The organism is Geosporobacter ferrireducens, assembly GCF_001750685.1.
GTDB lineage: Bacteria > Bacillota > Clostridia > Peptostreptococcales > Thermotaleaceae > Geosporobacter > Geosporobacter ferrireducens.
Window position 1 is genome coordinate 72940 of record NZ_CP017269.1, and the last position, 21319, is coordinate 94258.

The following is a 21319-nucleotide window of genomic DNA, read 5'->3' on the forward strand; positions in this document are numbered from 1 at the left end:
CCTCTCACATTTTAAAATTTTCCATTGCAAGAGGGTCGGTTACACTACTAGCTCCATATAGCCCAAGTGTCCATATACGGACTATACTTCTCAGCTACCCCAAGTTTTAAAGCCCAAATATTGATGTAGCTTTGACTCACCTCCATGATATGCTGTTGAAATTAGGCATAAGTGATTCGTTTATGGGTAAAAAGTAGTAGATCATGGTAACAATTGCCTATATGTTAAATATAAGACATACGTAGAGGCGAGTCAATGAATTATTTTCTGCATATTTTGACAATTATTATCTGTCTTGATAAGTACTTGTATTAGCATTCAAAACTATATATTCTGATAGGTTGCAAGCAATCTATGTACTGTATTTAGATATAAAAAATACCTAATCCTATTCACAAGATTAGGTACTTTTCTCTTCTTATAAGAATGCTTTAGTATCTTTCCACCGATCGAAAGAATATTATTTTATCCTGTTGTTTTACTGTATGAAAAAAACAGATTTATAGATTCCTTATCAGGATATTTTTGTAACGGTTACTTCTTTATTTGCGGCATTTTTGCTTGGTATAACTATTTTGAATGTAATCGTACTGCTTTTTCCATCTTTTGTCGCTGTCAGTGTCAGATTTCCTTCCCTTATTTGATTATTATGTCTGGTGAAGGTTGCTGACTTATTATCAGAAGATATATCAATGTGATTATGATGTATTGTTGTGCTGGTAAACGTAAATACAATCCCATCTGCTTCAGGTGGTACCACTATACGCGGTTGATCATCTGTAGCTGCAGTAGAGAAACTTAAATCTACTATACTGTCAAGTGCAGCTTGTATGATTTCTTCAACCGTTGGTACTCCGGGTTCTGGAGGTTCCTCAGTTTCACCACTCCCATCGCCGCCGCTCGCGCCACTGACTGGGACTACGGTTACAATACCTGTAGAAGAATCATAGACAAACTCATTGGCTGGATTTTGTATTTCCACTTTCTCTGTTAAATGGTGTACTGTACCTGCGTTAACCGCATTAAAACGCTCACCATTATACCAAGGCGGAGAGGTGCCTTCTGCGTGCTGAATATTAACAACATTTGTTAACAGCCTGGCATTTGCGTCATCGACCCTATTCTGTGCGGATGTGATCTGATTGAGAAATCGCGGCACAGCAATGGCACTTAATATTCCTAAAACTGCAATGACAATAATCAGTTCTGTGAGTGTAAAACCTGCAGTTTTTCTTTTCTTATGAGCTTCTATAGTCATATGGCTCCCCTTTCAATAATTATTAAGATTAGGGTTTTCTCTCTACCTAGGTGCTATTAAAAGCAGCTATACTGCAACTTTTAATAGCACCCTACGGGATAACTTCAACTACAAAAGTTTTGTATCTTGTTGAATCATTTTTTCTAATTTTTGCAGTCAAAGTAGCTGTTCCTGTAAGTGGAGGATCAGCTGGATCAGCAGGTTGCTGTATATATCCATTATGTCCTATTAAACTAGGATCACTAGATGTCCAAGTGACAGTTGACCCACACTTAGGAGAAGTAGTATTTGTATAACCAAGTATTAGCGACGCACTTTGTGAGTATCTATAATAATTGCCAATAACCTCTACAAAAACGTTATTTAAGTTGACTAAACTCCAATCAATATAAACAGCTTCTTTATCTGAAATAGGACTGCTAAAAGCCACTACTGAACCATCTCCATCAGGTATATTACTTATAAGATTTAGGCTTGTTACGTCAGAAGAGATATTATAGTCCTGCCCCTTATAGGTTCCTTCAATAGCAAAATTTAACGTTTTATTAGACTTCTTTTCAAATTTAAGTATTGGCGAAAAATCTACTGATGTTTCATTGAGGACATCCAGTGGAGCAACTACGTTATCTATATAATATTTGATTGTATTTCCCTCTACAACAAAATATCTTTTCCCATCTTCCAGTGGAGTAGGCAGGGCATCAAAAAACTCAACTGTATATGCATATCTCATTTCTTTTGTAATATAGTCGGCCGTCATCCTTATGTTGTGCTGAACTCTGGTCTGACTTTGACCGATATTAAAGGTTCTAATTCCAAAGATTTGAAATGAAGATATTACTAAGGTAACGATGCTGATAATGGCTAGAGTGATAAGCAGTTCTATTAAGGTTATGCCACGACTATTATTCAATGGTCTTTTCATGAGAATACCTCCATTTGGCTATGGATTAGGAATAAACGTACCAATGTTTATTCTATATCTGCCATCATCATATTCTATCTGTTCAACTTTACCATTAACTGTAATAGGTACTGCAACTCCTGTAAAATTAAGAGTTACAGCGACAGGCGGTAATGAAGGAATAGGGGGATTAGTAGAGGCTGTTACAGCTGTGGATGAGATAGCTAATCCTTCAATCTGGTTCTCCATAGCCTGTTGAGCAACATATCCAGCTTTCGTGAGGTTACCACCGGAAATAATCCCTGTGATACCTGATGTAAAAATGCCTAAAAAAGCAACGGCAATAATTCCTACGATAGCTATACTTATAATGAGTTCTACGAGTGTCAAACCTTTACTATTGTTAAAGTATTTCATGATATAACCTCCTAGATTCATAAACCTAAAGAACTCACTTCTACGGTTTTTCCCATCGTACTTTATCAAAACTTATAATAGGACTAGTAATACCTATGCTTCCTGCGGCGGCTGCATCAAAATATACTTTTCCCTGTCCAGATACCGTTACATTTTTTCCTATGATTGCACCATAGAATCCTCTTGAACCCATTATCGTTATATCTGCTTCAGGTGCATAGATAAATCCGCTAAAACCAGTGTTAGAATCTAGTATAGTGGTAGAAGTCATATTGTTACCCAGAAAAAGAACTAGTTTCGATGGAGAATCAGGAGTGGTTTCATTAATAAAGTTTGTTGCTGAATTACCGAAGAAAGCCTTACTCTTAACATAGATATACAGTTTGCCGCTACCGTCTATTTTAAATATCCCGTTTTGTAAATCAAGTTCTTCTACAACTAACTCAACTATATTGCCTGTTCCACCAGTATTTATTTTTGCAATTGTATTTCTACCTTCAACAGTAAATTTTTTATATACTAGCAGGTTAGAAGAACCATCATCATTTAATCTTGCAGGCTGCACACTACCACCACCACTACTTTTCATTAGAATATTTCCGTAGCCTGATGGGTCAACAGGAAATCCAAAGGGAGACGCAGTAAAAGAGTCATAAGATGCGCTATATCCATTAAGTCTTTGGGCTAATGTGAGCCCTCCAGAATTATTTATTGTTCCACTTTGAATGTCTCCATTAAATATTTTTGATTCCCCAGCAAGGGCTATCATATTTGTTGCACTTAAGGCATTTGTAAAAACTCCTGGGGAACTGGTAACGGTTTTTTTTAGTGTAAGTATTACTTCTGACTGTGCATTATTTACTCTTCCAATAGATTTTATATGAACTAAGTCAGGATCCACAGCATCTTGTGTTGTAATAATATCAAAAGCACCGTCAATTCCCACAATCGTATTATTATTTGCAGTTTTATTGATTAGACTTGAGCCATTGTTAGCGGGATTTCTCATCCATGCAGCCGTGGCTTCGGCACCCGATTTAGCTAAAAAATATGCTTTTATTTTGTTATTCTGGTGAACAGCAAATTTAGTTTCTGCTACGCTAGAACCTAAAAGAGAGACGCCTAATATGGATAGTACCACCATAACTACAAGAACCATTACTAAGGCTCCACCTTTTTGATTCTTTAAGTATCTATACATCATGACCCCTCCTGGATATGATTTGAGAATAGGTTTATGTGATAAGCTTTGCTTTTGTTTTCTAGTTTATGTGTTTTATTAAGATCCCTTAGAAGAAAAATTTTTTCTCATTTAGTATGGAAGAAAATTCATAAATGGGAGTCAATGCTATCAATTGACCCCCATTTATGTTTTAGTGTTTATTTTAGGTTTCTAACATCTATCTCACGATGTAATCAAACATCCCACTTCTATCAAATGTGGTAATGGTAGCCATCCACATTTGATGGTTAGCATATTGGTGAGTCAAAGAGAACCGTCCCGATTGACTTATAGAGAAGCAGTATCTCGGACTCTTGATTCTTTTTTATGTAGTAGGTGTAACAGCAGGGTCATTTGATTTTCTATATTTTCCTGTTGCTCCATATGGTGCAGTTGTTACAGAAGAATCATAGATTACTTCAGCACTAGTAGCAGTATCTTTTACTACAAACTTTAAATGCTCTGGTACTCCTGTTACTGCTGCAACTACAGTTACTTGTATTGTAAAATTGGTATCTGTCATTTGAGTTTTAGGAATTGTTTCTAATAATCCAGCCTCTACTAGTTTAGTAACTGTTACAGCAGTTGAATCCGAATTTGTCAGGTTTTTATCTGCTATATAGACTTTTGTCATATTTACAATCTGCCTTGCTGTTGTTCTATCTGCATCAATACGAGCGTTATTTTGCAGATTACTTAGTCTAGGAACAGCAACTAAAGAAATAATACCCAAAATTGCAATAACGACAATCAGTTCAATAAGCGTGAAGCCTTTTCTGTTTTTCATTCTTTTTGTGAACATTTTAATCATACATTTCTCCTCCTTAGTTTTATTCTCTCTCTTTCTCCTCCTATATCTTCCTATGTTCTTTCTACTCTTTTTTTTACCCATCACCCCCAGGATAAGGCCTATAGTTGCTTTTCAATCTACTATTCAGGATAAATGATAGCCAGCTTCTATTTATCCACAAAACCGTCTTATTGCACTGTTTTGAGCATATCAAACATGGGCAGTACCATAGCGATAACGATGAATCCGATGACTAATCCCATCACTAAAATCATTACAGGCTCAAACAATGTAATCATCTTCTGCAGGGATGCTTCCACTTCCTCATCGTAAAAGTTGGCTGTTTTCTCTAAGATATCATCTAAGGTACCGGATTCTTCACCGATATGAATCATATTATCCACCATGGGCGGGAAAATACCCAATCGTTTTACCGGTGGGGCTAAAGGGGCTCCCCTGCGTACCTCCTCCCGTACCTTCATGATGCCGTCAGCAGCCACTTTATTGCCTACTACATTGGCTACGTTTTCCATGGCCTGCAGCAGTGGAATCCCGCTGGCCATCAGAGTGGACAGGGTTCTCGCAAATCGGGCTGTGATAATCTTCTGGTTCAAGCTACCTATTACTGGCAGACGAAGTTTCAGTCTATCAAACTGAAGTCGTCCGGCGGAAGTTAGGATATAGCGTTTGGTGCCGTAAATCAATGCAATGGTTCCGGATAAAAACAGATACCAGTAATTTTTCAGAAGTTCACTGAATTTCATTAGAATTCTCGTAGGCAGCGGCAGTGGTACGCCGCTGCCTTGAAACATTCCGATGAAGGTCGGCATAACAAAGGTTAATAAAAAAATCACCACTGTTACCGACACGATGCTGAGGATGATGGGGTAAACCATAGCCCCTTTGATCTTGCTATTGATCTTGGTTTCCTTTTCATAATGGACTGCCATTCGCTCCAGGATGGTATCAAGGGAGCCGCTGGCTTCACCTGCTTCTATCATATAGATCAGCAGTTCCGGAAATACATCCAGGTGTTTTTTGAGAGACTCGGAGAAGGTCAAGCCTTTTTGTACATTTTCATAGACTTCACCGATTGTGTTTTTCAGTTTTTTATGTTCTGTCTGCATCCGCAGAATATCCAAACAGTTAATAATCGGTACGCCGGCATTGAGCATGGAGTAGGACTGGCGGCAGAATACGGCGAGATCTTTCGTTCTTACTCCGCCGAAGAGGTTTACCTCCCGCATCTGGCTGTCTACGTCCTCTTGGATCATCACAGGATAGCTGTTGTTGCCCCGGAGCATCTGGATGACGTCATTCCGGCTGTTTGCCACGAAGGTGCCTTGGAGGCTTTGACCGTTGACGCTGATGGCTTTATATTTATATGTAGGCATTTGATCACCTCGGTTCGCTGTGTGAGTTTTGCGGAACGACGAGGGCGTCGTTCCCTACACATTATTTTGTTATACTCTGGTAGACACGAGGTCCATCCCCATGTTTTTTAGGTAGACCTGCAGGTCCGTTATCAATTAAAAACCAATGGTTTTCTTCATCATGTCGTGATCCAGTGAATAGGTCAGTGCATTTTCCCGAGAAATGATGCCGCGCTTATACAACTCTGTAAGGGAGTGATCCATAGTCTGCATACCAAACTTGAGTCCTGTTTGGATGGAGGTTTGGACCTGATGGGTCTTGCCTTCACGGATCAGGTTTCGAATAGCATTGGTTGCCAACATGATTTCAAAGGCGGCTATTCGGCCCTTTCCTTCTTCCTTCGGCAGCAGTTGTTGTGAGATAATGCCTTCCAATACTGCAGCCAACTGGATACGGATTTGCTGCTGCTGATAAGGCGGGAATACATCGATGATCCGGTCGATGGTTTTAGCAGCCCCCAGGGTATGCAGAGTAGATAGTACCAGATGGCCGGTTTCTGCTGCAGTAATGGCAATGCTCATGGTTTCAAGGTCACGCATTTCCCCTACCAAAATGACATCCGGATCCTGACGCAGGGCTGCACGGAGTCCTTTGCTGAAGCTTTGTGTATCATCTCCTACTTCTCTCTGGTTGATGATACATTTATTGTGTTTATGTAAATACTCGATCGGGTCCTCTAGTGTCAATACATGGGCACTTCTTTCATGATTGATTAAGTCAATCATGGACGCCAAAGTAGTAGATTTACCGCTTCCCGTAGGACCGGTCACCAAAATGAGTCCCCTTGTTTTTTTAGTCAGTTCTTTGACACTGGCAGGCAGGCCCAGTTCTTCTAAGGATGGAATCCGGATATTGACGACACGGATGGCCATACAATAACTGCCCCGTTGTTTATAGATGTTCATACGAAATCTGCCCAAGCCTGAGTTTGAAAAGGACAAGTCCAGTTCTCCCGTTTGTTCCAGCTGCTTGATTTGTTCTGCTGTCAGCATTTGCCTTGCCAGGCTGGCCGTATCCTCAGCACTTAATGTTGTCTCTCCCATTTTTATAAGTTGTCCGTCAACCCGAATGATTGGCGGGACATTAACGGTGATATGCAGGTCGGATGCTCTTGCAGCTACGGCCCTTTCCAACAAACTTAAAATGTCCATTCACGTTCCTCCTAATCTAAGTTGTAGGTCATTCTGAGCAGCTCCTCTATTGTAGTGATACCGTTGATGACCAATTCTCTGCAGCTTTGACGAAGTGTCGTCATCCCCTGTTCAACTGCAGCTTTTCTTAAATCCTCTGTATTCTTACGCTCATCGATGAGCTTTTTAATATCTTTCGTGACCGGCATAACTTCGTGGATTGCGGTTCTGCCTCTATAACCGGTCTGGTTACAGGCGTTGCAGCCTTCGCCTTTGTAAAGCATAGCTCCGTGGGGAAGCTGCAGCAGATTGATTTCTCCTACACTGGGGTGGTAGGCAATCTTGCAATTCTTACAGATTCTTTTTACCAGACGCTGGGCTACGATCCCTACGACGGAGCTGGAGATCAAGTAGGGTTCAATTCCCATATCAACCAAACGGGCTACGGTAGATGCGGTGTCATTGGTATGCAAGGTACTGAGAACCAAGTGCCCTGTGATGGCTGCACGAACAGCGATCTGTGCAGTTTCTCCATCCCGGATTTCACCGATCATAATGATATCCGGGTCCTGACGCAGAATGGAACGCAGTCCGCTGGCAAAGGTAAGTCCAGCCTTGATGTTTACCTGTGATTGGTTGATTCCTTCCAATCTATACTCTACCGGGTCTTCTACGGTGATGATATTTTTATGGACATCATTAAGCTCCGTTAAGGCTGCATAAAGCGTGGTCGTTTTACCGCTTCCGGTAGGCCCCGTGACCAAGATGATCCCATGAGGATTCTTAATGATTTGGTCAAAGACCCGTAGGTTTTGTGGTGTAAAACCCAGCTCGCTTTTGGAGATCACCACACCACTGCGGTCTAAGAGACGGATAACGATCTTTTCTCCATACACGGTAGGCAGTATGGAGATCCGCATATCAATATCTCTGCCTTCAACATTCATCTCTACCCTGCCGTCCTGGGGAATCCGCTTTTCAGCGATGTCCATCTTGCCCATGATCTTGATCCTGGTGACAATGGCAGAGTGGCTGGATTTGGAAGGTGTCATATTTTCCTGCAGTTCTCCATCTACACGGAAGCGTACCCGCAGGATCTTTTCATAAGGCTCTATATGTATATCACTGGCTCTCATTTTGACAGCTTGGGAAATGATAGAGTTAACCAGTTTGACCACCGGTGCATTTTTGATCTGTGCCAGGCTCTCTTCGTCTATTTCCTCGACTACTTCATCATAGCTTTCTTTAAATTCCTCCAATGCCTTTTCTGCGCTTGCTTTTTGGTAGTACTGATCTATGGCCATCAGTACATCTTTTCTGGTTGCGATCACCGGTTCTACATCGTATCCTGTGATAAGTTTGATGTCATCCATGGCAAAGATATTTAGTGGATCGGACATGGCTACTATCAGTTTTCCTCGGTCCAGTCGAATCGGGATCAATAAATGTCTTTTGGCCAACCGTTCACTGATAAGCTTTGGGATATCGGGCTGGATGTAGTATTTGTCCAATACCACATGGGGAATGCCTAATTGAAACTCTAATACTTCGATAATTTGCTTTTCTTCTAGAATCTTTTCCTCTATGAGGACTTCTCCTAGCTTTTTGTTCAGTTTCTTTTGCAGCTGCAATGCATGCATCAACTGCTCTTCTGTAATCAATCCTGATTCTACCAGCAGGTCTCCTAATCGCTTATTCTTGGCATTCATCAGACTCCGTCCTCTCAGTTGTCACAAAGTGCGTTTAAGCCTCATAAATAGACAATAAAATCTGTAAAAAAAGGCTAACAATACAAAAATGATTGTTAGCCGGTTACGCCACCACATCCCTACAGCATAAGGCGTCCAATTGTATCTGTAGTTCCACTGTTCTAATAAATTTTATGATTATATATTCGATGCCTTTTTTGAAAGTCCTGTATTTTGTGAAAATTTTTCCAATTGAATAATTTAACTTCTAGGGACAGTCCCTAGAAGTTAAATTATCAATATACGGTCTTACCTATTCTCCAAGATAGGTATTTACCCTTCTCTGTATCAGCTCTGCAGTTACTTCCGCTGATTTATCCCCGTTGAAGAACGCTTTTGCTTCATCCCGAATGATTTTGTCGATATTGGGATCTGCATTGGCATAAGTATTCAACTCTGAGATAAACTTGTCTATATAGTCGATATCCGCTTGAGTCATGGCTGCCGGGCTTAATGAAATCTCGCCGGGGCCATCCAACTTCAACCTTATATTCATTTTCATGTCTTTTGATATATCTATAGCCAGCTGTGCTTTCTGCTGCTGTGCAGTTCTGTTTATTGGAAAACCGCCAAGGGCTATACCACCTGATGCTCCAGGTTTCCCTTGCGCCCCCTCTTCCTGCAATGCCTGTGATTGGATTTCATCGGACAAAAGCACCTTCAAAAATTCCCAGGTTATTTCTGTATATTTGGAATTCTTGTTTATGGCATAAAGCGAATTTGTCGTAAAGGTCCTCGAACCGGAATTGCCTGCAGAAGGAATATTGTAAAGGCTTAAATGGTCGTTAAGTGCAGATTTCATAAACCAGTACATAAAATAATCATCGATGTTGCAGGGATAGAAGACTATCGATCCTCTGCCCGCAGCCTCCAAAACCGAAACCATATCTGTTTGTACATTGCTGTTGACAAGCGTTTCATCACCAAAAGCCTTCACTGTATTCAGAAGGTCTATGAAGCCCTCAGAAGTAAAGCTGGCTTTCTTGTTATCAGCGTCAATGTAATTACTATAGCTGCCGCCGGTAAATAGATTCAGCATATCCATAGAGCTTACGCCGGGTAATGCTGCCCGGTTACCCGCACCGGCTCCGTCCTTCTGAGTCACTTTCTCCGAGGCTAATTTGAAATCATTCCACGTCCACTTACTGTCATCAATTTCTATTGCTTCCTTGTCAAGTATCTCCTGATTTGCCATCAAAACATTGAAAGTAAAGCTCGTGGGCAGAACATACAGGCTGCCGTTGCTTTTCAATGCATCGAAGATATTGGTATAATATTTGCTCATATCAAAGCTGCTGTCTTTAGCCATCAGATCACCTATATCAGCCAGTATATTCCTATCTATATAGTTCTCAAAGGGCAGCCCGGCAACAGATATGATGTCCGCTCCCTTACCCGACATTATCTGTGTATTCAGGTTTTTCACATATGTTTCATAATCGCTGCTTGGATATGTCTGTATATCTATCCTGTACTCAGGGTGCTCCTTCTGGAATTTGCTTGCTGCTATTTCAAGCTGTCTATTGGACGCAGGAACTGATACAGTGATTACTTTTTGATCTTGAACTGTGTTGTCTCCGTTCTCCTGAGAAACCTTTTCATTTCCCCTACCACAAGCAGATAAGCCCATTGCAAAAATTATTACCAATAACAAACTTATAGTTTTTTTATACATTTTTAACACCACTTCCCTTTCTTTTTATTATAAAATTTATATATATAAAGACCCATGCCACCAAGACACCCTTTACATCCGTTGCATACGGCAAGCCTAACAAAAAAGCTGCCGCAATCTGAATTACCATTGAAAGAATGAACAACAAACCTAATACAGGTGTAAGCCTGCTGGAATCCATATTTAATTCCTTAAGCTCCCGGAGGCCTGCATACAAAAGCAGGGAGCCCAGTATGAAGGAAATGTAGAAAAACAGGTTCAGGAGCATATCGGAGACATTAACAATCAACTCGACCTGAGGTGCTAGATAGCCCCTGTTTTGTATGCCTCCTTGAATAGCTGCTTTGAGCAGATCCGAATAGTAAGAAATATTTATCAACTCATCCGGAATATTCTGCGGTGGAATATAAAGTGTGAATCTGATCCCTATCCAGATGAGCACGATTCCCGTTAGTGAAAGTGCCATTTCAAGGATGCAGAGCCCTATTCCCTTCAGATTGTGTTTAATTACATTTGAAAAATAATCTGTCTTACACCTATCTCTGATCAGAAAATATATCTCTTTGATTAGGCTTTTTACATGTGACAACAATATGAGCATTGATGCAATTCCAATTATAAATACCAGCAAAAGCGGCTTCTGCTTCATTAATGCAAGCTTAAGGTTATAGTCATTGATATTGTAGTTTGAAGGATTTTTGCCTATTTGCCTGATAGCAGCCGAAATTTCGGTGGTATTCTGATCCAGAGTATTGGCATCGGCTGTTTTTATTTGAAGATCGTTAATACGAGCCGTAGTATCCAACTCCAGCATTACCGAAGCAGGTATGTATACCTCCGGCAGGCCGTCATCCGTCAATTTTCCTATGATTGAATCATCCTTTTCCATAACTTCTATGATCCTGAAGGCGGCACCAAATATATCAATCGTCTTGCCGGTAGCATTCTTTGCTCTAAAAATATCCCAGGCCACCTCCTCATCGATTATAGCAACCATCGCCCCCTCTTCTTCCTGTTTTTGTGTAATAAAGCTCCCTTCTTCCAATGACAGACCACTAAACATCGGATACATATAATCAGTACCGATCAGCCTGACAGGAAAAGCCATACTGCCACTGGATACCGGAGTGTCAACAAGACCGGATCGTGCAGTATAACTGATATCCTTTGTTGAAAGCTCTTTCTTAAGCCTTTTTATATCATCAATGGAAAAAGAATTCTTTCCCTGTGGATCTGCCTGGTTTTTACCGGACACCAGCACCTTTTGCATGGAATAAGCGCCATTTAACCGGACACACTGCTCAACCAATGCTCCGCCCAATATAATAAATGAAAGCATCAGCAAAATTCCGGAAAATGTCAGAACCCATACAGCTTTTCGTCTTTTCATCATACCAACTCCTTAATTGGCGATCATAACGGGCGAGCCGTCGGCTAATGGCTTATCACTGTCTGAGATCACCTTATCCATAGCGTTTATACCGCTAAGAACCACGGTTTTTGTGTTGTCTGAGTCACCGATGCTGACTGTGACTTTTTGCACATAAAATTCATTCCCCAGCGGACCTTTTCTTTCTTTAAGCACATATACGAAATATCCGCGGATGTCCTGCCCAACGGCTGAATTAGATACGAGTGTTTTATAAGATCCGATATTCTTCTTAATGTCTGCCTTGCCGCTTTCTCCTCCAACCAGTCCATTCAAAGGAATATCGATGACGACATCCTTTTTTACGCCAATTTGCTGTTGATTGTTTCTGATTTGTTTTACTTTCCCCTGTATCATTTTGCCATTCAATGAATTTATAGTTATTTCAGCCCCATCTCCGGACTCCAGGTATTCTACAGCACTTATATTTACAGAGGCTACAAATTGGAATCCCTCACCTGTGTCCGCAATTCTGTATAGCGGTTGGGAAGCATTTGCCGTCATACCCGCTGAATAATACAGCTCGGTGACCACCCCATCGCAGGGGGCCGTTACTGTGCTCATGTTCATTTCTTTGGTAAGCTCGGCTATTTTCCGCTCCGCCATACTTATATCAAACTTCGTGCTTTCAATATCTCTTTTATTACTGCTTATTGCTTTATCCTTATTATTCTTTGCTATCTCATAGTCCAGCTTGGTATTATCAAGATTCACTTCTGCATCAGTCAGATTAATTGCAGTTATAGCACCTGCTTCATAAAGAACTTTGCTGCTGTCGTAGTTTTTCTGGGCCTTTTCTACATTCTGCCGTGCAATTTGAACCGCTTTATCCAGACTCATCATGCTTTCCGGCGAACCGGCTTCCATGAGCTCTTCAAAATGCAGCTTTTTCTGAGCATACTTATCCAGCTCATCCTCCAATTGATTTTCTATATCGCTTGTATCAAGGATCAGAAGCGTCTGTCCCTGTTTTACAGAGTCTCCTACATCGACCATTACTCCCGTAATCTTCATACTGCTGCTTACATATAGGTCCTGGATATTATTAGCCTTTATATTGCCTGTGCCTGAGACCTCTTTGATCAATGCCCCGCTTGCAGGAGTTTCATAAGTCACCTTTGGCAGGGTGAAGTTATTTATGCTTTTTGAGAAAAAGGTTAAAAGAAACATTACTGTAATGAAAACAACTGTTGCTCTTCCCGTTATCCTTCTTCTCTTGATGCTTGCATCCTCATCTATTACATTCATATGGCCTACCTCCAATCCTTTCCGATTTGCTACATTTTTCTATACTAAAGCTGCCGCCTGTATCAACCTTTAAGTCCCGATAGCTGTATCCCCTCCACGAGATAATTCTCTCCGTAAAGAAAAATCAACAGCATAGGCAGCATATAGATGATCGATGCGGCAAAAGCTATCCCCATTTCGCCGCTATTGATGCTGGACAGGTAAGTCGACAAAGGGTGCATATTGACATCCTGCAGGAATATCAGCGGCTGCTCCACCATATTCCAGTTGTCTATGAAAACCAGTATGGCAAGTGCGGCAAGCCCTGTTTTCGACGTGGGGAGAATAATGCTGAAAAATATCCTGAGCTGGCTGGCACCATCCACTTTTGCAGATTCGACATATGCATCCGGAATGTACATCATAAACTGCCTCATCAAAAATACACCGAAGGTTCCGAATATGCCGGGCAGTATGATGGAGGAGTAGCTCCCCACAAGGCCCAACTTGTCGGCCATTATATAATTGGGGACTAACGTGACCTGGAAGGGCATCATCATGATAATGATGTATGTAAAAAACAGCTTGTCACGGAAAACAAACTCCAGCTTCGCAAAGGCATATGCAGCCATGGATGAAACAAGTATCTGCCCCAATATTATCGGAACCACTATTATCAATGAATTCCAGAATTTGATAAGAAACTGTGTCCTTTTGATCAGGGCCGTATAGTATTGCTTAATGGTCACCATATCAGGTATAAACTTTATATTGGCATATTTTCCGGATAAAGTACTGTCCTTTTGGCCTGAGTTGCTTGAAGTTACCATGCTGTAGCTATTCTCTATCTCCTTTTCGCTCATAAAAGAATTTGTTACAGCCAATATCAGAGGGAATAAGAATACTACCGCCATGGCAAGCAATACAACCGACAGTACTACCTTTCTAAGTCTTCTCTTTATATGCTTGGTAGCCTGCATAACTTTATCAACCTCCTATTGTACTGTTGATTCTTCTTTGAATCCTGAATAAAAACAGTACAAGTATGTAAATGACAACAGCCATGATAAATGCAGCTGATGTTAGCATCTGGTAATCCAGGGATGCAAATTTGTTGTTCATATAATGCTGCAGCATGTAAATGCTGTCATGAGGATATGCCCCGGAAATCAGATATACCTCCCTGAACACCTTGAAGGAATTGATTATAGACATTACGAATACGAAAAATGTTGTAGGTGTCAGATAAACCAGTGTGATGTTTCTAAACTTATGCCAATTGCTTGCCCCATCAATATCGGCAGCTTCGTAGTACTCCGGCGGTATGTTCTGAAGGCCTGCCAGGAACAGCACCATATTATATCCGGTGTTCTTCCACAAATATACTATTACGACTACAAGCCTTGCATATTCAGTCTTCATCCAGTCTATTGGCGATAAGCCCAAGGAAGAAATAAGGGCATTTATGGAGCCGTTAATATCAAACAATATCTGCCATACCAGAACAACCGATGCCACCGGAACCACCAGGGGTATGATAAAACCCATACGTATAATATTCCTGCCGTAAATCCTCCTGTTAAGCAGCAGAGCAAACCCAAGAGAGAACAGAATATTGAGAGGAACTGCAATTGCTGTAAAAACCATGGTGTTATATCCGGCCTTTAAAAAAACAGCATTTCTCAAGAGATCGATATAGTTTGCCAGCCCAACGAAGCTGCCACCCACCGGACTGTCTACGAATGAATAATATAACCCGCCTACAAAGGGTACAAAGAAAAAGATCAAAAACCCGATAAGACTTGGTGCAAGAAAGAATAGTGCTGTTTTGTTATTATATTTTTTTCCTGACTTTAATAATGCTGACATCCTCCATCCTCCTGCGATATAATTCACTTTTAAGTCATATGCCTTACTTTAATCAACCATATGAAGCTTTCTAAACATTTGCATGATCTATTTTCTTTTCATCTCCGAGATCCCCTTTCTGAAATTATGAAAGCCTATCCGTTCGATAACTTCATTCTACCGAAGAGGGATAGGCTTTCTTTAAATAATTTCTTATTAATTTCTTAAGTTTTCCTTATGAGTGCGTTATTTTTTAAGTACTTCCCGTAAATCGTGAATGCATCAATGATATGATACTGCTCAGTCTGGCAATTACCTGTAGCTCCTGCGGTAACCAAAATATATCAGTTCTAATCTCCCCTGACCTCTGCTCAAAACATTTTATAAAATCATTTTTCGACTTTTTATTGTCGCTACTATGATATAGTAGATATAAATCTAAAAATAGGCTGAAGGTGATATACATGGAATTATTTAACGAAATTGAAACATTAGATTGTATCTTAGACCTTTCAAGAGATATTGTTGGAGTGAAATTTATATTTACTGAAGAAGAATTTGAACATATCAATGTAGAACAAGTTAAGTTTAAAATGTCTTATTGTAATACAGTAAGACTTGCTTCACAAGGAAGAAGTTTTAAAGCAAATTTGAATCATTTTTTTTGCAAAGCATCTGCAAGGGCTTTAGGATTAATGGATGTAAATGATGAAATCATATCAGGCAGACTATACTACTCGTTTAAAATGTATAACAGCGTTGGCATTGCAAAAGAAGTTCAAAAAAACGTAACCTATATTGACCATAAAATTTATGGTATTGTTGTGAAACCACTTCAATGCTTTGAAGAAGAAGCTGATGTTGTTATAATGATTGTTAATCCTTATCAGGCCATGAGGATAGTACAGGGTTATTCATACCATTATGGTATTGCTAAAAACATTAAACTTACCGGTAATCAGGGACTGTGCTCGGAATGCACTGCTACCCCATATGAAAATAATGACTTGAATATATCACTTTTATGTGCAAATACAAGACTTGCAGCTAAATGGAATGACAATGAAATGGGAGTTGGCATGCCTTTTCATATGTTTTCTACAATAGCAAAAGGGATTATTCAGACCTTGAATCCAAGCGAGCCTAATAGTAGAAAGAGAAAAATAACAGAATATGCTAAGGAAAAAGAAATAGATATAGATGTAGAATTGGGAACAAGTTATTATCGAAGTGGTAAATAGGGCTGGATACCTGGTTATCTTCCATAAAATAGATCACTCCTTGATATATATTTTATCATAAGTAGTGTCATAATATTGTTTTGTAACTTCTTTGTAACGACTTGTTTTTTTATGGCATATAAAATTGATAATATAAAATACATATCAAGGAGGAACCTCAATGGATAGGGAAAAAATTTCAAAAGCAGCTGCTGCTCTGCTACTGGCAGGTGCTATCGCACTAAGCGCATCCAATTTAACGCGGGCGCAAGCAGCTGAGAATAAATATCAAATCGGTAACAGGTTTTCAAATAAAGCATTAAATACTACAGAAAATACTTATATTATTGACTATCAATCGGCAGATGTTACGGGGGACAATGAAGCGGATCATATCCTGCTGATAGGTGATAAGCTGAATAGTAAAGATGATATTTATGCTGAAAATCTAAGGATTATCGTTCAGGATGGTAAATCTAAAATATACTCAGAAGCTACATGCGAAAACCTGTCAGGTTATGAAGGCACCCTTTTTTTAGGGGATTTTGATGGAGACAAAATAAAAGATGTAATGCTATCCGCAGCAACTGGTGGGAGCGGCGGAATTATTCAACATTTAATCGCTTCTTTTAAGGATAATACTTCTATAGTTATATTTGGGGAAAAGGATAATTATGGAGCAACCATTGACGGAAAATATATAGATGGATTTCTGGCAGAAATAGAATTTATCCATCTGGGTAAGACTATCCGATTGGATTTGAGTTCCAGCAAAGATGCATATATCGATTTGGGTATTTATGATAAAGACGGGAAACTACTATCAGAAACAATCCCCTATGCCATACCCTTTTCAAAACTAAGTCCTATTGACTATAATGGAGATGGTACTTATGAAATCTGCGGTTATCAGCGGATCATTGGCTCTTGCAATGCGGACACAATCTCTGAAGTAGAATCCCTATGGAAATACGAGAATGAAAAATGGAAAATAAGTGGACTTCAATACTCAACCTTTCTTATAAAATAATCATTTATGCTGTCTTAGACTAAAGCTTTTAGAACAGTTCATGGATAAATACCTCTATGACTTTTTTACTTGGAGGAAATAAATCGGTAATTTCTTTTATTTCCTCTACTTTTACCCATTTATACAGACTATTATTATTTCCCAGCTGAGACAACTTAATGGAATGTTGCAAGTCTTCTTCCCCTAAAGAATTTTGAAGATAATTGCCATAAAATCTTTTTAGGGCGTATTTACACTCATAAAGGTCTGTTCCCAGTTTTCCACATAGGAACCGGTGGCCCATTCGGCCATAATGATCGTTTCTCCCTTTTCGAGTGCGATTTTACCCAAAGGATTGCTTTGAAGCTGACCATTGTCAATGCCATAAACCATAATTTCTGATTTTGTAACCACCAATGCAATATCTTTGTTTGGAGAAGTATATACATCAATGGTTCCTGGTATTTTATCCTTAATTTGTGTCCACGGGACAGATAGTTCATCATAAAACACCAGTTTTAGAGAAGGGATTAAGTTGATATTGTAATCCACAAAATGAATATCCTCCCCTTCAAAATAGCTGACTCTCCCTTTGTAAAACCAATGTCCCATCTTTCTCTCTAACCCAAAGTTTTCCTCCAGCCTCGCCGCATCCATAATCTTCTGATTACGAAGTTTTCGGTCTTGAAGCACTCTCTGTCTGCCTGCTTCCATGGAAGAGATCCCCTCTTCCCCTGCCAAATCTCTGATTGTAACACCTCTTTTATTAGACAGGTTATCTATCGGCACGATCTGTAATCTGCTTTCCTTCCATTTCCCGCTGCTGCCTTTATAGCTTCCAACGCCTGCGGTTTCAATAGATACATAGTCATTGCCTACATAATTTATCTGTCTGCTGATCCCTCCTGTTTTATCCGGCTCTCTCTGCAGTGCTGTTTCAAAATCCCAAGTGCTATTGGTTTTATCTGTTGCCACATTATAGGCTAAAAGAAAATCTTCAGCCCAATCGCCTTCCATTTCTCTCTGGACTTCCATTTTCCAGAAACCGCTTTTCCTTGGAAAAAAAATATCCTTAGTCTCTAGAATCGGATGCAGTTCCTTGTTCTTTGCTGCAATCCATAGCGTTCTATATCGATACTTAGGCACAGGATCTCCATTTTCTTCTAAAGCCCGAAGTCCTACCAAAACTCCTGTCCGAGTCAAATTATCTTCACGGTAATTGACAATATTTAAGCTCTGTGCACGATTCTTCTCTTCGTCAGTATTCAGTACTATATGGGTCGTTTCATCAGAAATTTTTTCCAGGTAAAAACTATAGTTATGAATTTCTAATACCAGCTTATCTGCATCTAACCTCAGAATTTCGCAAAAATACTTATCTTGATCAGTTATAGTAATCACATCTATTTCTTTAGAAGGCAGCGCTATATTTTTAGGTATAGACCTTCGACTGTATAAAAGATACTCTTCTCCGTCTACTCTCTTTATTTTATAGCGAGGCTCTTTTAATAAATACTCTCCTAACACCATGTAATCCGGAGTAAATTGCACAGTTTTCTCCAACCATGCTTCTTCTACAGTCACTGAATCTTTAGCTGCGGTCTTCAAAACTTCAATAATCTTCCAGGTTCCGCCTACCGGTATTTGCTGATTCTTCGGTGCCGTAAGCATTTGTACGGAATTAGTAGTTATGTTAACACAACCGGTAACATATAGGGTTATCAGCGTTAATAAAATAATCAGCCTAATCTTTTTCATTTATTCACGCTCCTGCAATGGCAATATTATTGCAACTTCTGTACCCACATTCAGTTTGCTGGTGATTTCCAATTTCCCGTTCATTCGTTTTATTATTTCATCACAAATGGATAAACCTATTCCATTTTTGGATTTACTGGATTTCCCTTTATAAAACTTTTCCTTTATCTTTGGAAGTTCTTCTTCAGGAATACCGCATCCCGTATCTCGTATATGAAATAGAAATTGACCATCTTCATAGGAAGTCTCCAGCCTTATCCTTCCCTCTGGAGATGTAAACTTGAATGCATTGTCCAATATATTAATAAATACCTGCTTCAATCTGTTCTCATCAGAATAAGTTATTGGTAATCCCTTCGGATATACAATCTGAAAGTCAATTTGATCTCTTATAGCACGAGGGGTTAACTGCTTTCTGATGTGTTCCAGAATTCCAGTTATATCGACTGGCTGCTTCTCTAGGGTTATTTTTCCTGAAACAAACTTTGAAAAATCTAAGAGTTCCTCAACCATATGGGTCAGACGATCACTTTCCTTTTCTATAATCTCCAGGCCGTCTGTCAGCATTTCCCGATCCTCATATCCTTGCTTTAGCGTAACCGCCCAACCCTTGATAGAGGTTAGCGGCGTTCTCAGTTCATGGGAAACCGATGAAATGAAGTCATTTTTCAATTCCTCTTTCTTAAGAATTTCGCTGGCCATGTAGTTTAATGTGTCGGAGAGCTTGCCGATTTCATCATCGACTCTTTTCTGGCTCTTGGTCTTAAAATCACCTAAAGCCATCTTCTCAGCTGCCGCAGTGACTTCCTGCAGCGGGTCTACAATGGTACTTGCCAGAAAAATGCTGACAAATCCAGAAATCACGATTACTAAGGCGCCAAAGGCCATAAAGACTGTAGCTATTTTCCGAATATCCTTATTCACTTCTTTTAAAGAAGTAATAAAACGTAGTACACCTACAATTTCTTCTCCAGAATACAGCGGATAGGATACGGCCATCACTTTTTCATTGTCATATTCTACTTTACCCATCCATTTTCCCGTCTGTCCTTGAAGCGCTTTATTCACATCCTCCATACCAACCACATTAGCAGGGATGATCCCAATGGAATCCATTAGAACATTTCCATCTGTATCAATAATCTCCACTTGCGCAGAGGTCTGCTTCCAAAAGGTATCCACATTGTTCAGCACATTTTCATGAAGAGTAGCATCAGCAAAATATCGATGATAAAGATCGGTAGATACCTTGATTTGATTATGCAGGCTATCCTCCAGGTTTTTATAATAATTTTGTTTAACATTATTGATCAGGAAAATTTCCAGCGTAACAACGGTGATGATGATAATAAACATAAAGTAAAATACCAATCTTTTGCGAATACTTTTCATTTATTGATCCCTCCGCAGCCTATAGCCAAATCCCCAAACCGTTTCAATATATTGAGGATCTGAAGGATTATCCTCGATTTTTTCCCGAAGCCTTCGTATATGCACATCTACTGTCTTCATATCTCCAAAATAGTTTTCACCCCATACCAGATTCAGTATATCATCACGGCTATAAGCCTTGCCAGGGTTTTTCATCAGTACTTTCATGATTGCAAACTCTGTTGGCGTCAATTCTATTTCTATATTTTTCTTATAAAACCGTTGTCCATCCAAATCCAATTTAAGACCTGCAAATGAGATCCATTGATCCCGTATAACAGCTACCTTTTGCATTTTTCTCAGGTTTGCACGTATCCTCGCTATGAGTTCCAATGGATTAAATGGCTTGATCATATAATCATCTGCCCCTAACTCTAAACCCATAATCTTATCCATATCCTGGCTCCGGGCAGTCAGCATAATGATTACTGCATTAGGCATTTTCTCTCTAATTTGCGTGCATACCTCAAAGCCATCTATTCCCGGCAGCATGACATCGAGGATAATCACAGCAGGTTGAAATATTTTGACCATCTCTATGGCCGCTTCCCCCGAATCAGCTTCCACTACCGCAAAGCCCTCTCTGTTTAAATTAATAGATATAAATTTCCTTATAGAAGCTTCATCTTCTACCACCAGTACATTTATTTTTTCTTCTTCCATGTCAATCACTCCATCTCTATACTTAATTGGTATTGTACTATAGTTTTATTTTTAGGGCTACCAAAAATTTTTCCCAATCCTAAAAGAAAAATTGGTAAAAATCTCTTAACCTTTTCGTAAACTTTTTTAATAAATTTGTAAATCAATGTCGACTGA

General features: G+C 39.7%; 19 protein-coding genes and 1 riboswitch. Of the genes, 2 read left to right on the top strand and 17 right to left on the bottom strand.

Translation table 11 applies throughout. The annotated features are described in order from the left end of the window. Positions 1-24: 24 nt before the first annotated feature. Positions 25-107, bottom strand: a riboswitch (cyclic di-GMP riboswitch). 407 nt (positions 108-514) lie between these two features. The 13 genes from Gferi_RS29090 to Gferi_RS00475 form a co-directional block, all read right to left on the bottom strand. Next, positions 515-1258, bottom strand: a complete 744-nt coding sequence (locus tag Gferi_RS29090) for a type II secretion system protein (RefSeq protein WP_069973732.1) — start codon at positions 1256-1258, stop codon at positions 515-517. A 91-nt stretch (positions 1259-1349) separates the two neighbouring features. After that, a complete protein-coding gene (locus Gferi_RS00420) occupies positions 1350-2183 on the bottom strand; it encodes an immunoglobulin-like domain-containing protein (RefSeq protein WP_069973733.1) in 834 nt (277 codons plus the stop codon). A gap of 18 nt (positions 2184-2201) precedes the next feature. Further along, positions 2202-2579 carry a prepilin-type N-terminal cleavage/methylation domain-containing protein gene (locus Gferi_RS00425; protein ID WP_069973734.1) on the bottom strand — a complete coding sequence of 126 codons (378 nt, stop codon included), beginning with the start codon at positions 2577-2579 and terminating at the stop codon, positions 2202-2204. A gap of 40 nt (positions 2580-2619) precedes the next feature. Beyond that, positions 2620-3783 carry a DUF7305 domain-containing protein gene (locus Gferi_RS00430; protein ID WP_156782289.1) on the bottom strand — a complete coding sequence of 388 codons (1164 nt, stop codon included), beginning with the start codon at positions 3781-3783 and terminating at the stop codon, positions 2620-2622. Between the two features lie 343 nt (positions 3784-4126). Then, positions 4127-4612: a type II secretion system protein gene (locus tag Gferi_RS29105; protein ID WP_069973736.1), complete on the bottom strand. Its 486-nt coding sequence runs from the start codon at positions 4610-4612 to the stop codon at positions 4127-4129. A 167-nt stretch (positions 4613-4779) separates the two neighbouring features. Continuing rightward, on the bottom strand, positions 4780-5985 hold the full coding sequence (locus Gferi_RS00440) for a type II secretion system F family protein (protein ID WP_069973737.1): 1206 nt from the start codon (positions 5983-5985) through the stop codon (positions 4780-4782). A 135-nt stretch (positions 5986-6120) separates the two neighbouring features. Next, positions 6121-7176: a type IV pilus twitching motility protein PilT gene (locus tag Gferi_RS00445; protein ID WP_069973738.1), complete on the bottom strand. Its 1056-nt coding sequence runs from the start codon at positions 7174-7176 to the stop codon at positions 6121-6123. Between the two features lie 11 nt (positions 7177-7187). Next, the gene (gspE, locus tag Gferi_RS00450) at positions 7188-8864 is read right to left on the bottom strand and encodes a type II secretion system ATPase GspE (RefSeq protein WP_069973739.1); all 1677 of its coding nucleotides are present in this window, start codon (positions 8862-8864) and stop codon (positions 7188-7190) included. A gap of 292 nt (positions 8865-9156) precedes the next feature. Then, entirely contained in the window at positions 9157-10578 is a 1422-nt protein-coding gene (locus Gferi_RS00455) for an ABC transporter substrate-binding protein (protein WP_069973740.1), read from the bottom strand. Continuing rightward, positions 10571-11971, bottom strand: coding sequence for an ABC transporter permease (locus Gferi_RS00460; protein ID WP_236932675.1), 1401 nt, complete (start codon positions 11969-11971; stop codon positions 10571-10573). The genes Gferi_RS00455 and Gferi_RS00460 overlap by 8 nt, the downstream gene beginning before the upstream one ends. A 9-nt stretch (positions 11972-11980) precedes the next feature. Next, on the bottom strand, positions 11981-13255 hold the full coding sequence (locus Gferi_RS00465; protein ID WP_069973742.1) for an efflux RND transporter periplasmic adaptor subunit: 1275 nt from the start codon (positions 13253-13255) through the stop codon (positions 11981-11983). A 62-nt stretch (positions 13256-13317) separates the two neighbouring features. Continuing rightward, positions 13318-14214, bottom strand: a complete 897-nt coding sequence (locus Gferi_RS00470) for a carbohydrate ABC transporter permease (protein ID WP_069973743.1) — start codon at positions 14212-14214, stop codon at positions 13318-13320. A gap of 7 nt (positions 14215-14221) precedes the next feature. After that, on the bottom strand, positions 14222-15103 hold the full coding sequence (locus Gferi_RS00475; RefSeq protein ID WP_069973744.1) for a carbohydrate ABC transporter permease: 882 nt from the start codon (positions 15101-15103) through the stop codon (positions 14222-14224). 443 nt (positions 15104-15546) lie between these two features. Here Gferi_RS00475 and Gferi_RS00480 point away from each other — a divergent pair, with 443 nt between their 5' ends. Together Gferi_RS00480 and Gferi_RS00485 are read left to right on the top strand one after the other, a co-directional pair. Next, the gene (locus Gferi_RS00480) at positions 15547-16323 is read left to right on the top strand and encodes a DUF169 domain-containing protein (protein ID WP_069973745.1); all 777 of its coding nucleotides are present in this window, start codon (positions 15547-15549) and stop codon (positions 16321-16323) included. A gap of 160 nt (positions 16324-16483) precedes the next feature. Beyond that, positions 16484-17332 (top strand): hypothetical protein, encoded by an 849-nt coding sequence (locus tag Gferi_RS00485; RefSeq protein WP_069973746.1) that lies wholly within the window; start codon positions 16484-16486, stop codon positions 17330-17332. 28 nt (positions 17333-17360) lie between these two features. On the opposite strand, the gene Gferi_RS27865 is transcribed toward Gferi_RS00485, so the two are convergent. From Gferi_RS27865 to Gferi_RS00500, 4 genes are read right to left on the bottom strand one after another with little or no spacing between them, the layout of a single operon-like run. Next, positions 17361-17504: a hypothetical protein gene (locus Gferi_RS27865; protein ID WP_156782290.1), complete on the bottom strand. Its 144-nt coding sequence runs from the start codon at positions 17502-17504 to the stop codon at positions 17361-17363. Between the two features lie 47 nt (positions 17505-17551). Next, positions 17552-19069 (bottom strand): hypothetical protein, encoded by a 1518-nt coding sequence (locus Gferi_RS00490; RefSeq protein ID WP_069973747.1) that lies wholly within the window; start codon positions 19067-19069, stop codon positions 17552-17554. Beyond that, on the bottom strand, positions 19070-20461 hold the full coding sequence (locus tag Gferi_RS00495; protein WP_069973748.1) for a sensor histidine kinase: 1392 nt from the start codon (positions 20459-20461) through the stop codon (positions 19070-19072). Then, a complete protein-coding gene (locus tag Gferi_RS00500) occupies positions 20462-21163 on the bottom strand; it encodes a response regulator transcription factor (RefSeq protein WP_069973749.1) in 702 nt (233 codons plus the stop codon). Between the last annotated feature and the right edge of the window lie 156 nt (positions 21164-21319).